General features: G+C 72.9%; 12 protein-coding genes. 4 read left to right on the forward strand and 8 right to left on the reverse strand.

The genetic code is table 11. The features are described from left to right. Positions 1-129 precede the first annotated feature (129 nt). Positions 130-543 carry a hypothetical protein gene (locus ACGF5T_RS01830; RefSeq protein ID WP_356602073.1) on the forward strand — a complete coding sequence of 138 codons (414 nt, stop codon included), beginning with the start codon at positions 130-132 and terminating at the stop codon, positions 541-543. 100 nt (positions 544-643) lie between these two features. Here ACGF5T_RS01830 and ACGF5T_RS01835 read toward each other — a convergent pair whose 3' ends face one another. From ACGF5T_RS01835 to deoC, 3 genes are read right to left on the reverse strand one after another with little or no spacing between them, the layout of a single operon-like run. After that, positions 644-1,558, reverse strand: a complete 915-nt coding sequence (locus tag ACGF5T_RS01835; RefSeq protein ID WP_366768649.1) for an aldehyde dehydrogenase family protein — start codon at positions 1,556-1,558, stop codon at positions 644-646. Continuing rightward, positions 1,551-2,987, reverse strand: a complete 1,437-nt coding sequence (locus ACGF5T_RS01840) for an aldehyde dehydrogenase family protein (protein ID WP_366768648.1) — start codon at positions 2,985-2,987, stop codon at positions 1,551-1,553. The genes ACGF5T_RS01835 and ACGF5T_RS01840 overlap by 8 nt, the downstream gene beginning before the upstream one ends. Positions 2,988-2,992: 5 nt before the next feature. Beyond that, positions 2,993-3,964, reverse strand: a complete 972-nt coding sequence (gene deoC, locus ACGF5T_RS01845) for a deoxyribose-phosphate aldolase (protein WP_392886551.1) — start codon at positions 3,962-3,964, stop codon at positions 2,993-2,995. 107 nt (positions 3,965-4,071) lie between these two features. On the opposite strand from deoC, the gene ACGF5T_RS01850 reads away from it, so the two are divergent. Further along, positions 4,072-4,767 carry a PH domain-containing protein gene (locus ACGF5T_RS01850; RefSeq protein WP_366768646.1) on the forward strand — a complete coding sequence of 232 codons (696 nt, stop codon included), beginning with the start codon at positions 4,072-4,074 and terminating at the stop codon, positions 4,765-4,767. A 55-nt stretch (positions 4,768-4,822) separates the two neighbouring features. Here ACGF5T_RS01850 and ACGF5T_RS01855 read toward each other — a convergent pair whose 3' ends face one another. The 4 genes from ACGF5T_RS01855 to ACGF5T_RS01870 form a co-directional block, all read right to left on the reverse strand. Then, positions 4,823-6,064: a hypothetical protein gene (locus ACGF5T_RS01855; protein ID WP_366768645.1), complete on the reverse strand. Its 1,242-nt coding sequence runs from the start codon at positions 6,062-6,064 to the stop codon at positions 4,823-4,825. Positions 6,065-6,347: 283 nt separating this feature from the next. Continuing rightward, entirely contained in the window at positions 6,348-7,979 is a 1,632-nt protein-coding gene (locus ACGF5T_RS01860) for a phospho-sugar mutase (protein ID WP_366768644.1), read from the reverse strand. A gap of 437 nt (positions 7,980-8,416) precedes the next feature. Then, positions 8,417-9,241, reverse strand: a complete 825-nt coding sequence (locus tag ACGF5T_RS01865; RefSeq protein ID WP_356612952.1) for a purine-nucleoside phosphorylase — start codon at positions 9,239-9,241, stop codon at positions 8,417-8,419. A gap of 92 nt (positions 9,242-9,333) precedes the next feature. Then, positions 9,334-9,771: a gamma-glutamylcyclotransferase gene (locus ACGF5T_RS01870; protein ID WP_356612950.1), complete on the reverse strand. Its 438-nt coding sequence runs from the start codon at positions 9,769-9,771 to the stop codon at positions 9,334-9,336. An 84-nt stretch (positions 9,772-9,855) separates the two neighbouring features. On the opposite strand from ACGF5T_RS01870, the gene ACGF5T_RS01875 reads away from it, so the two are divergent. Then, entirely contained in the window at positions 9,856-11,304 is a 1,449-nt protein-coding gene (locus tag ACGF5T_RS01875; protein WP_356612948.1) for an NAD(P)H-quinone dehydrogenase, read from the forward strand. 218 nt (positions 11,305-11,522) lie between these two features. Next, on the forward strand, positions 11,523-12,515 hold the full coding sequence (locus ACGF5T_RS01880) for a DeoR/GlpR family DNA-binding transcription regulator (protein WP_356612947.1): 993 nt from the start codon (positions 11,523-11,525) through the stop codon (positions 12,513-12,515). 97 nt (positions 12,516-12,612) lie between these two features. On the opposite strand, the gene ACGF5T_RS01885 is transcribed toward ACGF5T_RS01880, so the two are convergent. Further along, on the reverse strand, positions 12,613-14,385 hold the full coding sequence (locus ACGF5T_RS01885; RefSeq protein ID WP_392886559.1) for an acetyl/propionyl/methylcrotonyl-CoA carboxylase subunit alpha: 1,773 nt from the start codon (positions 14,383-14,385) through the stop codon (positions 12,613-12,615). Positions 14,386-14,428: the final 43 nt, after the last annotated feature.

Genomic DNA, 14,428 nt, shown 5'->3' on the forward strand with positions numbered 1-14,428 from the left:
CCGTACGACCCCGCGGGCCGACTTTGGAACGCGCGTCACACGTCGGTCGCGGTGTGCGGTGACCTGATCACCGTCCGCACGGTTAGCACGGTAGTCCGTAGCAACCCACACCAAGAGGTGGTAGCAGCGATGGCCCGACACGCGTCCCCCCGCATTCCGCACGCTCCGCACGCCCAGCGCGCCCTGGTCGCCCTCGCGACCGCCGGGGCGGCCCTGGCCGCGGGTGCCGCGACGGCCTCAGCGGACGGTGGTGAGGCGATCGGCGGCCTGGCGCACACCCGTCCGTCCTCGCTGGGGAACATCGACCCGCAGGCGGGCCTCCAGGCCGTGACCGGCACGGTCGGTTTCGTCACCGGGCCGGTCGCGGACCTCAAGCCCAACCCGCTGGCCGGCACCGGCGTGGACCCGCTGGACAACGGCGTCGGCACGAAGGTCGCCGACTTCCAGCCGCTCACCTCGACGGCACTGACCGGTCCGGTGGCGCAGGCGCAGTCGCTGGGCGGTGTGCCGGTGGTGGGCCAGGCGACGCGGCTGCTGCGCTGACGGCCGTCCCCGGTGCGCGAAGAACCGCGCCTTCCCCGGACGGAGGGAAGACGCGGCTCGCTCGTGGGTGCCCCGCCGCGCGGCGGGGCCTTGGGGTGTCTCAGTACGACGAGCCGGACGCGCCGAGCGCGCCCGTCGGGTGCCAGACCGTCTTGGTCTCCAGGAACGCCGTCATGCGGTCGGTGCCCGGCGTCGCGGACCAGTCGGCTCCGTCCACAGGCTGTGGACGGAGGACGCGCTTCAGGTTGTCCGCCGCCGCGATCTCCAGCTCCTTCGCCAGCGTCTCGTCGGCGCCCGTGAGGTCGATCGCGTTGACGTCCTGGTGCGCGGCGAGGGGGGCCGCGATCTCCGCCGTACGGCCGGACAGGACGTTGACCACGCCACCGGGGAGGTCGGAGGTGGCCAGCACCTCGCCCAGGGAGAGGGCCGGGAGCGGGGACCTCTCGCTCGCGATCACGACCGCCGTGTTGCCCGTCGCGATCACCGGGGCGACGACCGAGACCAGGCCCAGGAACGACGACTCCTGCGGGGCCAGGACGGCGACGACGCCCGTCGGCTCCGGGGAGGACAGGTTGAAGAAGGGGCCCGCGACCGGGTTGCCGCCGCCGACCACCTGGGCGATCTTGTCGGTCCAGCCCGCGTACCAGACCCAGCGGTCGATCGCCGCGTCGACCTGGGCCGCCGCCTTCGACCTCGACAGGCCCTCCGCGTCGGCCACCTCCGCCACGTACTGGTCGCGGCGGCCCTCCAGCATCTCGGCGACGCGGTAGAGGATCTGGCCGCGGTTGTACGCCGTCGCGCCGGACCAGCCGCCGAACGCCTTGCGCGCGGCGACCACCGCGTCGCGGGCGTCCTTGCGGGAGGAGAGCGGGGCGTTCGCCAGCCACGTGCCCTTAGCGTCTGTCACCTCGTACACCCGGCCGCTCTCGGAACGCGGGAACTTGCCGCCCACGTACAGCTTGTAGGTCTTGAAGACCGAGAGTCGCGGTCCGGTCTTTTCGGTCTTCTCAGACATCGAGGTACGCCTCCAGGCCGTGGCGGCCGCCCTCGCGGCCGAAGCCCGACTCCTTGTAGCCGCCGAACGGCGAGGTCGGATCGAACTTGTTGAACGTGTTGGACCAGATCACGCCCGCGCGGAGCTTGCTCGCGACCGCGAGGATGCGCGAGCCCTTCTCCGTCCAGATGCCCGCCGAGAGGCCGTACGGCGTGTTGTTGGCCTTGGCGACCGCCTCGTCGGGCGTGCGGAAGGTGAGGACGGACAGGACCGGGCCGAAGATCTCGTCGCGGGCCACCGTGTGCGCCTGGGTGACGTTGGTGAAGAGCGTCGGGGCGAACCAGTACCCGGAGGTCGGCAGTTCGCAGGCCGGGGACCAGCGCTCGGCGCCCTCCGCCTCGCCCTGGTCGGCCAGCGCGGTGATCCGGGCCAGCTGCTCGGCGGAGTTGATCGCGCCGATGTCGGTGTTCTTGTCCAGCGGGTCGCCCAGGCGCAGGGTGGTCAGCCGGCGCTTGAGGGAGTCCAGCAGCTCGTCGTGGATCGACTCCTGGACCAGCAGACGCGAGCCCGCGCAGCAGACCTGGCCCTGGTTGAAGAAGATCCCGCTGACGATGCCCTCGACGGCCTGGTCGACGGGGGCGTCGTCGAAGACGATGTTGGCGCCCTTGCCGCCCAGCTCCAGGGTGAGCTTCTTGCGGGTGCCCGCGACCGTGCGCGCGATCTGCTTGCCGACGGCCGTCGAGCCGGTGAAGGCGACCTTGTTCACGTCGGGGTGGGCGATCAGCGCCGCGCCGGTGCGGCCGTCGCCGGTGAGGATGTTGACGACGCCCTTGGGCAGGCCCGCCCGGCGGCAGATGTCCGCGAAGAACAGGGCGGACAGGGGGGTCGTCTCGGCGGGCTTCAGCACCACCGTGTTGCCGGTGGCGAGCGCCGGGGCGATCTTCCACGCCAGCATCAGGAGCGGGAAGTTCCACGGGATGACCTGGCCGGCGACGCCGAGGGGGCGCGGGTTCGCCCCGTATCCGGCGTGGTCGAGCTTGTCGGCCCAGCCCGCGTAGTAGAAGAAGTGCGCGGCGACCAGGGGGAGGTCCGCGTCGCGGGTCTCCTTGATCGGCTTGCCGTTGTCGAGGGTCTCCAGGACGGCCAGCTCGCGGCTGCGCTCCTGGATGATGCGGGCGATGCGGAAGAGGTACTTCGCACGCTCGGAGCCGGGGAGCGCCGACCACTTCTCGAAGGCCTTGCGGGCGGCCAGGACGGCGCGGTCGACGTCCGCCTCGCCGGCCTCGGCGACCTCGGAGAGGACCTCCTCGGTGGACGGGGAGACGGTCTTGAAGACCTTGCCGTCGGCCGCCTCGGTGAACTCGCCGTCGACGAAGAGGCCGTACGACGGCGCGATGTCGACGACCGTACGGGACTCGGGCGCCGGCGCGTACTCGAAAACAGGTGCCATGGTGATCAGTCCACCGTCACGTAGTCGGGGCCGGAGTAGCGGCCGGTGGCCAGCTTCTGACGCTGCATCAGCAGGTCGTTCAGGAGCGAGGAGGCGCCGAAGCGGAACCAGTGGCTGTCCAGCCAGTCCTCGCCCGCGGTCTCGTTGACCAGGACCAGGAACTTGATCGCGTCCTTGGCGGTGCGGATGCCGCCGGCCGGCTTCACGCCGACCTGGACGCCGGTCTGCGCGCGGAAGTCGCGCACCGCCTCCAGCATCAGGAGGGTGTTGGACGGCGTCGCGTTCACCGCGACCTTGCCGGTGGACGTCTTGATGAAGTCGGCGCCCGCCAGCATGCCGAGCCAGCTCGCGCGGCGGATGTTGTCGTACGTCGACAGCTCGCCGGTCTCGAAGATGACCTTGAGGCGGGCCGACGTCCCGCAGGCCTCCTTCACGGCGACGATCTCGTCGTACACCTTCATGTAGTGCCCCGCGAGGAACGCCCCGCGGTCGATGACCATGTCGACCTCGTCCGCGCCCGCCGTCACGGCCTCGCGCACGTCGGCCAGCTTCACGGCGAGGGACGCGCGGCCCGCCGGGAAGGCGGTGGCGACCGAGGCGACCTTCACGTCGGAGCCGGCGACGGCCTCCTTGGCGGCGGGCACCATGTCGGGGTAGACGCAGACGGCCGCCGTCGCGGGGGCCGTGCGGTCGGTCGGGTCGGGGCGGACCGCCTTGGCGCCGAGCGCCCGGACCTTGCCCGGGGTGTCCGCGCCTTCCAGCGTCGTCAGGTCGACCATCGAGATCGCGAGGTCGAGGGCGTACGCCTTCGCGGTGGTCTTGATCGAACGGGTGCCGAGCGAGGCGGCGCGCGCCTCCAGGCCGACCGTGTCGACGCCGGGCAGCCCGTGGAGGAAGCGGCGCAGCGTGCTGTCGGACGCGGTGACGTCGGCGAGTCCGTGTGCGGGTGCAGCGGATGCAGTGGTGGGCATGGTCACCAGGCGAGCATATCTACGCGCGTAGCGGCTGTACAGCCCCGTGCGTCCGTTCCCCGCGGTGACACCGCCCATGAGCGCCGCGCGGGCCGTCGGGCACAATCGGCACCATGACGACCCCGGAGTCCCAGTCACCACCGCCGCAGCCGCCGGTACCCGTGTCCAAGGACCGGATCTACCGTTCGCCCGCGGGCCTCGCCGGCGGCGTCCTGCTGCTCGCCCTCGCTCTGTGGCTCGGCATCGACGCCTTGGTCACGGGGGAGGGGCGCACGCCCTGGACCGCGCTCGCGGCGCTGCTCTTCCTCGCGCCGCTCATCGCCGCCTACACCGTGCGGCCCGCGGTCTTCGCCAACGACGACCGGCTGCGCGTGCGCAACCCGTTCCGCGTGATCGTGCTGCCCTGGGGGCAGGTCGCGTCCTTCCGGTCGAGTTACTCCAACGAGGTCTTCGCCGAGTCCGGCGACAAGTACCAGCTCTGGTCCATCCCCGTCTCCCTGCGTGGCCGGAAGAAGGCCGCACGGCAGGAGGCACGGCGGGCCTCCGGGGGCGGCCGCGGACGCGGTGGCCTGCTCGGGGGCCTCGGCGGGGGCGGGGCGCGGGCCGACGTCGCCGCTCGGGGCGCCGTCGTCGAGGGACCGGTGCGGGCGGAGACCGACAAGGTCATGGACGAACTGCGGGAGCTGTTGGAGGCGCGGAAGCCGGCCAACACCTCGCAGGGCGAGGTGACGGTGCGGTGGGCCTACGAGATCCTCGCGCCGGTGGCCGCCGGGGTGGTACTGCTCGCCGTGCTGCTGGGGACCGGCTGACCGGACGCGGGGCGCGGTGGCTTCGACGGTGCGGCCTCGTGCTGTCGCGGGGTGTTCACGGGGCCGCTGACCAGGCCACCAGCATGTACCCGCCGCAGTACGCCGACCCCAGCACCGCCGCCGACAGCGCCAGCGCGCGGTGGCGCCGTGAGGCGCGGGACAGGTGCACGGCCAGCGGCAGCAGCAGCGGGAAGGCGGGAAGCAGGAAGCGCGCCCGCGGGAAGTACACGCCTCCGCTGCCCAGGACGATCGCCAGCATGACCCCCGTGAAGACCAGCAGCGCGGCGGGCTGGCGGTCCCACGCGGACAGGCCGAACAGCACCACCGAACCGAGCAGCGTGAGCGTCACCATCACCAGGAACAGGTGCGGTGTCGGGTCGCGCCACAACAGCCACCGGATCTGGTGCAGCGTCCGCAGGCCGCCGTCCAGCTCGTTGTACCAGAGCCGCTGTACGGCGAAGTAGCCGTCCCAGCGGCCCAGGCGCAGGCCCACCCAGGCGAGGTACGCGCACCAGCCGAGCGGCGCCAGGGCCGCCGCCGCCAGGACGCGGGGCAGGAGCGCGCGGTGACGGGCCAGGTGCAGCAGCGCCGTCACCGTGACCGCCGCCGCCACCGCGATGCCGGTCGGACGGGTCAGCCCCGCCAGCGTGGCGAAGCCCGCCGCACCCAGCCAGCGTTCCGTCAGCACCGCGTACAGCGCCCACGCCGCGCAGGCCGTGAACAGGGACTCCGTGTACCCCATCCACTGCACCGCGCCGACCGGGAACGCCGCCCACAGCGTGGTGAGCAGTACGCCGACGCGGCGGCCGTGCAGCCGGTCGCCCACCGCGAAGATGCCCCACGCGGCGACCAGCGAGGCGACGACCGCGAGACCCAGGCCCGTGGAGGCGCGGCTGCCGGGGGTGAGGACCGCGACCGCCTTGACCAGGACCGGGTAGAGCGGGAAGAACGCCAGGTTGTTGGCGTTGGGAGTGGTGCCGAGTTCGCGGGCGTAGCCGTGCTCGGCGATGCCGAGGTACCAGTCGGAGTCCCACTGGGCGGCCAGGTTCACCCAGAGGTCCTGGTGGCGGCGGGGCGCCCAGACGGCGAGCACCAGCAGGCCCGTGAGGCGCACGGCCAGGTAGGCGCCGAGGGCGGGCGCGGCGTGCTGCGCGGCGCTCAGGAGACGTCGGGCGTGGGCTCGGGCACGGTCGCGGGCGCCGCCTCGCGGGGACGGTGCGGTGGGGATCGCCGGGCGGGGGCGGCGGGTGCCGGGGATGTGTCCGCTGGGGGTGGTCTTGGGCGCGGTCGAGGACACGGCGGCTCCCTGGGTGGCTCTCGGCGGTGCGGTTTCCGGTCCACCGTTGCCCGGAGGGGAGCCAGGTAGGGGGAGGGTGGGTCAACCGCATGCCGGAAATCACCCGATGGGGTGCCGCCGGGTGGGGTGCCGCTGGGGGGAGGCGTCCGGCCCGTGGGGGGTGCGGGTCCGGGGCGGGGTGCCGGTCCGTGGCGGGTGCCGGTTCGGTGTGGGTGCGGGTCCCTGGTGACGGCCGGGGCGGTCCTGGTGGCGGCCACCTCGTGCGGGGCAGCCACCAGGTTCGTCAGATGCCCGCCGCCGCGGAGAGGTCTCGCTTGAGGGCCGTCAGCAGGGCGTCGGCCTGGGCGCGGGCCTCCGGGAGGGCGGAGTGACCGGCGACCGGGACCACCACCTCCAGGTAGCACTTCAGCTTCGGCTCCGTACCGCTCGGGCGGACGATCACCCGCGCGCCGTCCAGCGTGTAGCGCAGGCCGTCCGTGGGCGGCAGGCTCTCCGTGCCCCGCGTGAGGTCCTCCGCGCGCGTGACGGGCAGGCCCGCGAGGCGGGTCGGGGGCTGCTCGCGCAGGCGGTGCATCGCGGCCGCGATGACGGAGAGGTCCTCCACGCGGACCGAGAGCTGGTCGGTGGCGTGCAGGCCGTGCTCCACGGCCAGGTCGTCGAGGAGGTCCAGGAGCGTGCGGCCCTTCTCCTTGAGGGCGGAGGCCAGTTCCGTGATCAGGAGGGCCGCGGTGATGCCGTCCTTGTCGCGGACGCCCTCCGGGTCGACGCAGTAGCCGAGGGCCTCCTCGTAGCCGTAGCGCAGGCCCTCGACGCGGGCGATCCACTTGAAGCCGGTGAGGGTCTCCTCGTACGGGAGCCCCGCCTTCCCGGCGATGCGGCCGAGGAGGGAGGAGGAGACGATCGACTCCGCGAACGTGCCCCGCGCGCCGCGGGTGACCAGGTGCGCGGCGAGGAGGGCGCCGACCTCGTCGCCGCGGAGCATGCGCCAGTCGCCGCCGGAGGGGACGGCCACCGCGCAGCGGTCCGCGTCCGGGTCGTTGGCGATGACCAGGTCGGGCTCGGTCTCGCGGGCCCGCGCGAAGGACAGGTCCATCGCGCCGGGCTCCTCCGGGTTGGGGAAGGCCACGGTGGGGAAGTCCGGGTCGGGCTCGGCCTGCTCCGTGACGAGGACGGGCTCCGGGAAGCCGGCCCGGGCGAAGGCGGCCAGGAGGGTGTCCTTGCCGACGCCGTGCATCGCGGTGTAGACGGTGCGGGCGGTGCGGGGGGAGCCGGCGGAGAGGACCGCGTCCGTGCGGGCGAGGTAGGCGTCCAGGACGGAGTCGTCGAGTGTCTGCCAGCCGGTGGTGGGGCGGGGGACGTCGTCGAGGGAGCGTACGGCGCCGATCTCGGCGGCGATCCCGGCGTCGGCGGGGGGCACGATCTGGGAGCCGTCGCCCAGGTACACCTTGTAGCCGTTGTCGCGGGGCGGGTTGTGGCTGGCGGTCACCTCGACGCCCGCGACGGCGCCGAGGTGCCGGATGGCGAAGGCGAGGACGGGAGTGGGGAGGGGGCGGGGGAGGACGGCCGCGCGGAGGCCGGCGCCGGTCATGACGGCGGCGGTGTCGCGGGCGAAGTCCTCGGACTTGTGGCGGGCGTCGTAGCCGATGACGACGAGACCGTCGCGGTGGCCCTGGCCCTTCAGGTACGCGGCGAGGCCGGCGGCGGCGCGGATGACGACCGAGCGGTTCATGCGCAGGGGGCCGGCGCCGAGTTCGCCGCGGAGGCCCGCGGTGCCGAACTGGAGGGTGCCGGAGAAGCGTGCGGTGAGTTCGGCGTGGTCCTCGGCGTCGATGAGCGCGGCGAGTTCCGCGCGGGTGTCCGCGTCGGGGTCCTCGGCCAGCCATGCCTTGGCGCGTGCGAGGAGGTCGTCGTGCACGTCGGTCAGCCTCTCGTGTCTGCGGGGGCCTGCGGCGCCTTTGCGGGGGTGCCTGCGGCGGCCTCGGGGGGTTCGGTGGGGGGTGCGGGTGCCTGCGGGGGCCTCCGGCGGGGGCGCGGGGTGCCTGCGGCGGTCTGTGCGGGTTCGGTGGGGGTGCGCGTTTGTGCGTGCGGTGGTCTGTGGGTCGGGGCCGGGCCGGGGGGTGTCCGTCCTCGGAACGGCGCGGAATCGGTCGGGTAACGGGGTGCCGTTCGTTGACGCGCCAACCGCTGCGGGCGGACACCCCCCGGCCCGGCCCCTTCTCGCCGTGCGCGGGTGCGGGTCCTCGCCCGCTCGGCTCGGGTCTTCTCGCCGTACGGGACTGCGGGTCCCCGGCTCGGTCCTTCTCGCCGTGCGTCGTGCCGGCCCGCGCCGGGCGCGGGCCGGGGTGACCTTGGTCAGAGGCGGCCGAGGACCTGCGTGAGGAGGGAGCCCATCCGGGTGGCGGAGTCGCGGCCGGCCTGGAGGACCTCCTCGTGGTTGAGGGGTTCGCCCGTCATGCCCGCGGCGAGGTTGGTCACCAGGGAGATGCCCAGGACCTCCGCGCCGGCCTCGCGGGCCGCGATCGCCTCCAGGACCGTCGACATGCCCACCAGGTCCGCGCCGATCACGCGGGCCATGCGGATCTCGGCCGGCGTCTCGTAGTGCGGGCCGGGGAACTGGGCGTAGACGCCCTCCTCCAGCGTGGGGTCGACCTCCTTGCAGAGGGCGCGCAGGCGCGGGGAGTAGAGGTCGGTGAGGTCGACGAAGTTGGCGCCGACGATGGGGGAGGTGGCGGTGAGGTTGATGTGGTCGCTGATCAGGACCGGCTGGCCGGGGCGCATGCCCTCGCGCAGGCCGCCGCAGCCGTTGGTCAGGATGATGGTCTTGGCGCCGGCCGCGACGGCCGTGCGGACGCCGTGCGAGACGGCGGCCACGCCGTGGCCCTCGTAGTAGTGGGTGCGGCCCAGGAAGACCAGCGCGCGCTTGTCGCCGATGGAGTACGAGCGGACCTTGCCGCCGTGCCCCTCCACCGCCGGCTTGGGGAAGCCCGGCAGGTCGGTGACCTGGAGATCGGCCTCGGGGGCGCCCAGGGCGTCCACGGCCGGTGCCCAGCCGGAGCCCATCACGAGGGCGACGTCGTGGGTCTCGGCGCCGGTGAGTTCGCGCAGGCGGGCCGCGGCGGCGTCGGCGGCGGCGTACGGGTCGCCCTGGATGTCGTCCGGAAGAAGAGATGCGTTCACGCCGAAGAGGGTAGCCGGTTTACGCCTACGCGCGTAGATGACGGAGCTCACGGGATTGCGATTGTTGTTTTGTTGTTTCTGACGAGGGCGGCTCAGCAGGGGCGCTTGCGGAGTCCCATCACGTAGTCGTGGGGCGCGCCGGCCGACTCGGCCGCGTCCGCCACCTCGCCCAGGTAACGGGCGGAGGGCAGGCCGCCCTCGTACGCGTTCAGCACGTACGTCCACGCGCCCTCCTCGCCCTCCAGGGTGTGGATGCGGACGCGGGTGCGGCGGTATATGTCCATGCCCACGCCCTCCCAGCGGTCGAGCGAGTCCTCGTCCATCGGGGCGATGTCGTAGAGGGAGACGAAGACCTGCGAGATCGGGTCCTCGACGAGCGTCGCGAGGGCGCCCTCCCAGCCCATGTGCTCGCCCCCGAAGGTCAGCCGCCACCCGTTCAGCCAGCCGGTGGCGCGCAGCGGCGAGTGCGGGGCGCGGCGGGTCATCAACCGCGCGTCGAGGTTGCCGGCGTACGCGGCGTAGAGCGACATGGGGGGAAGGGTACGGCAGCGGTGCGGCGTCACTCGTGTAACAGGTGTGCCCCCGGGCGGCCGCCCGTTGAAGGGTGCGGGACAATGGAGTACGTGACTCGGATCGTGATCATTGGCGGCGGACCCGGCGGATACGAAGCGGCGCTGGTGGCCGCCCAGCTCGGCGCGGAGGTGACCGTCGTCGACTGCGACGGCCTGGGCGGGGCGTCGGTGCTGACCGACTGCGTGCCGTCCAAGACCCTGATCGCCACGGCCGAGGTGATGACCACCTTCGACTCCTCGTACGAGGAACTGGGGATCATCGTCGCCGACGACACCCCGCCCATGGAGCAGGCCGCCCGGGTGGTCGGGGTCGACCTGGGGAAGGTCAACCGGCGGGTGAAGCGGCTGGCGCTGGCGCAGTCGCACGACATCACCGCGTCCGTGACCCGAGCGGGCGCGCGGGTCGTGCGCGGGCGCGGGCGGCTGGAGGGCATGCAGGCCCTGGACGGGTCGCGCAAGGTCGTGGTGCGCGCCGCCGACGGGAGCGAGGAGACGCTCACCGCGGACGCCGTGCTCATCGCCACCGGCGGGCACCCGCGGGAGCTGCCGGACGCGCGGCCCGACGGCGAGCGGATCCTGAACTGGACCCAGGTGTACGACCTGGACGAGCTTCCCGAAGAGCTGATCGTGGTCGGGTCCGGTGTGACCGGTGCCGAGTTCGCCGGCGCCTACCAGGCCCTCGGTTCCAAGGTCACGCTCGTGTCGTCCCGCGACCGGGTGCTGCCCGGCGAGGACCCCGACGCCGCCGCCGTCCTGGAGGACGTGTTCCGGCGGCGCGGCATGAACGTCATGGCGCGCTCGCGGGCCCAGTCCGCCAAGCGGGTCGGCGACCGGGTCGAGGTGACCCTCTCCGACGGGCGGGTCATCACCGGGTCGCACTGCCTGATGGCCGTCGGCGCCATCCCCAACACCGAGGGGATGGGGCTGGAGGAGGCCGGGGTCCACCTCAAGGACTCCGGGCACATCCGCACCGACCGCGTGTCGCGCACCTCGGCCCCCGGTGTGTACGCCGCCGGTGACGTGACGGGCGTCTTCGCCCTCGCCTCGGTCGCCGCCATGCAGGGGCGCATCGCGATGTACCACTTCCTGGGCGACGCCGTGACCCCGCTGAACCTGAAGACGGTCTCGTCCAACGTCTTCACCGACCCCGAGATCGCCACCGTCGGCTACTCGCAGGCCGACGTCGACGCCGGCAAGATCGACGCCCGGGTCGTGAAGCTGCCGCTGCTGCGCAACCCCCGCGCCAAGATGCAGGGCATCCGGGACGGCTTCGTCAAGATCTTCTGCCGGCCGGGCACCGAGATCGTGGTGGGCGGGGTCGTGGTGGCGCCGCGGGCCTCGGAGCTGATCCACCCGATCTCGATCGCGGTCGACAACAACCTGACGGTCGAGCAGATCGCGAACGCCTTCACGGTGTACCCCTCGCTGTCGGGCTCGATCGCGGAGGTGGCGCGGCAGTTGCACTCCCGGAAGGGCGCCGGCGACGCGTAGCGTGTCCCGTGAAGCGTCAAGTGGCGTGGATCGCGGGTGGGTTGAGGCCTGCGGCCGGAAGTCGACCGTCCGTGGTCACGGTGCGTCGCGGCGTGTGCGGGCGGCATAGTCGGCCGGAGTAGGCGCGTATACCACCTCCGGGTGTGCCATGCGAACAACTTCTGTTATTCGGCGCATACTGCTGAAAGCAGACGGTCGTTGGGGTTACTGTCAGTTTCGTGTTCGCTGCAGAACGTCGCCAATTGATCCTCGAAATGGTGCGAGCGAACGGAGCCGTGTCGCTCCGTGAGCTCGCCCGCGTCGTCCAGACCTCCGAAGTGACCGTACGGCGGGACGTGCGCGCACTGGAGGCAGAAGGACTCCTCGACCGCCGGCACGGCGGTGCGGTACTGCCGGGCGGATTCACGCGAGAATCCGGCTTTCCGCAGAAGTCCCATCTCGCGACCGCCGAGAAGACGGCCATCGCCGACCTCGCCGCGGGCTTCGTGGAAGAGGGCGAGGCCATCGTGGTCGGGGCCGGGACCACCACGCAGGAGCTGGCGCGCCGGCTCGCGCGGGTGCCCGGGCTGACCGTCGTCACCAACTCGCTGCTGGTGGCCCAGGCCCTCGCCCACGCCAACCGGGTCGAGGTCGTGATGACCGGTGGCACCCTCCGCGGGTCCAACTACGCGCTCGTCGGGTCGGGGGCCGAGCAGTCCCTCCAGGGGCTGCGCGTCTCCAAGGCCTTCCTGTCCGGGAGCGGGCTGACGGCGGAGCGGGGCCTGTCCACGTCCAACATGCTGTCGGCGTCGGTCGACCGCGCGCTGGTGCAGGCGGCCGCCGAGGTCGTCGTCCTCGCCGACCACTCCAAGCTGGGCACCGACACCATGTTCCAGACCGTGCCCACGGACGTCATCACCCGCCTGGTCACGGACGAGCCGCCCGCCCACGACGACCGTGCCGGCACCGAGCTCCAGGCGCTGGCCGACCAGGGCGTGCAGATCGCGGTGGCGGGAGCGTCGGGGGGTGGGGCAGGGGCCCCGGGAGCGCCGGTGGCCCCGGTGGCGGGCGGTGAACCTGCCCCAGCGCGCCAGCAGCGCCGGGACGTACCGCTGCCGGGGCCGCGCCGACAGGTCCCGGGCGCCGCGGCGGGCCTGCGTTCGGCCGCGGCCCTGGGGGAGCAGAACCCCGGAGCCGACCGGGCGCGGGTCGCGGATCTGCGCCGACGCTGAGCCACCGCGCGGTCCGTCGAGGCCCGGCACCGAAACGGGGCGCCCGGCGGACCGGATGATCGGTCCGCCGGGCGCCCCGGTCGTGTCGTACGGGCGCTCAGTCCTTGATCTCGCAGATCGCGGCGCCGGAGGTGACGGAGGCGCCGACTTCGGCGCCCAGGCCCTTGATGGTGCCGGCCTTGTGGGCGTTGAGGGGCTGTTCCATCTTCATGGCTTCCAGGACGACGATCAGGTCGCCTTCCTGGACTTCCTGGCCTTCCTCGACGGCGATCTTGACGATGGTGCCCTGCATGGGTGAGGCGAGGGTGTCGCCGGAGGCGGCGGGGCCGGACTTCTTCGCCGCGCGGCGCTTGGGCTTGGCGCCGGCCGCAAGGCCGGTGCGGGCCAGGGACATGCCCAGGCTGGAGGGCAGGGAGACCTCCAGGCGCTTGCCGCCCACCTCCACGACCACGGTCTCGCGGCCGGTGTCCTCGTCGGTGTCGGTGTCGGCGACGGCGGTGAAGGGCTTGATGTCGTTGACGAACTCGGTCTCGATCCAGCGGGTGTGGACCGTGAACGGGTCGGTCGAGCCGGTCAGCTCGGGGGCGAAGGCGGGGTCGCGGACGACGGCGCGGTGGAAGGGGATGGCGGTGGCCATGCCCTCCACCTGGAACTCCTCCAGGGCGCGGGCGGCGCGCTGGAGGGCTTCCTTGCGGGTGCGGCCGGTGACGATGAGCTTGGCGAGCAGGGAGTCCCAGGCGGGGCCGATCACGCTGCCGGATTCGACGCCGGCGTCCAGGCGGACGCCGGGGCCGGTGGGCGGGGCGAAGGCGGTGACGGTGCCGGGGGCGGGCAGGAAGCCGCGGCCGGGGTCCTCGCCGTTGATGCGGAACTCGAAGGAGTGGCCGCGCAGGACGGGGTCGTCGTAGCCGAGTTCCTCGCCGTCGGCGATGCGGAACATCTCGCGGACCAGGTCGATGCCCGCGACTTCCTCGGTGACGGGGTGTTCGACCTGGAGGCGGGTGTTGACCTCCAGGAAGGAGATCGTGCCGTCCATGCCGACGAGGAACTCCACCGTGCCGGCGCCGACGTAGCCGGCCTCCTTGAGGATCGCCTTGGACGACGCGTACAGCTCATCGAGCTGCGCCTCGGAGAGGAAGGGTGCGGGGGCCTCCTCCACCAGTTTCTGGTGGCGGCGCTGGAGGGAGCAGTCGCGGGTGGAGACGACGACCACGTTGCCGTGGGTGTCGGCCAGGCACTGGGTCTCCACGTGGCGGGGCTTGTCGAGGTAGCGCTCGACGAAGCACTCGCCGCGGCCGAAGGCGGCGACCGCCTCGCGGACGGCGGAGTCGTAGAGTTCGGGGACCTCGTCGAGGGTGCGGGCGACCTTCAGGCCGCGTCCGCCGCCGCCGAAGGCGGCCTTGATCGCGATGGGCAGGCCGTGTTCCTTGGCGAAGGCCACGACCTCCTCGGCGCCGGAGACGGGGTCGGGGGTGCCGGCGACCAGGGGGGCGCCGGCGCGTTGGGCGATGTGGCGGGCGGCGACCTTGTCGCCGAGGTCGCGGATGGCGTGGGGCGGCGGGCCGATCCAGGTCAGACCCGCGTCCAGGACCGCCTGCGCGAACTCGGCGTTCTCGGAGAGGAATCCGTACCCGGGGTGGATGGCGTCCGCGCCCGACTCGCTCGCCGCTCTGAGGACCTTGGAGATGTCCAGATAGCTGGCCGCGGGGGTGTCACCACCCAGGGCGAACGCCTCATCAGCGGCGCGGACATGCAGGGCGTCCCGGTCCGGGTCCGCGTAGACGGCCACGCTCGCGATCCCGGCGTCCCGGCAGGCCCGGGCCACGCGGACAGCGATTTCGCCACGGTTGGCGATGAGCACCTTGCGCACGATTGAGGCTCCCTCCTTGAAACAAGCCGAGTTTAGGGACTGC

The sequence above is a fragment of the Streptomyces sp. NPDC047853 genome (assembly GCF_043204535.1).
Classification (GTDB): Bacteria; Actinomycetota; Actinomycetes; order Streptomycetales; family Streptomycetaceae; genus Streptomyces.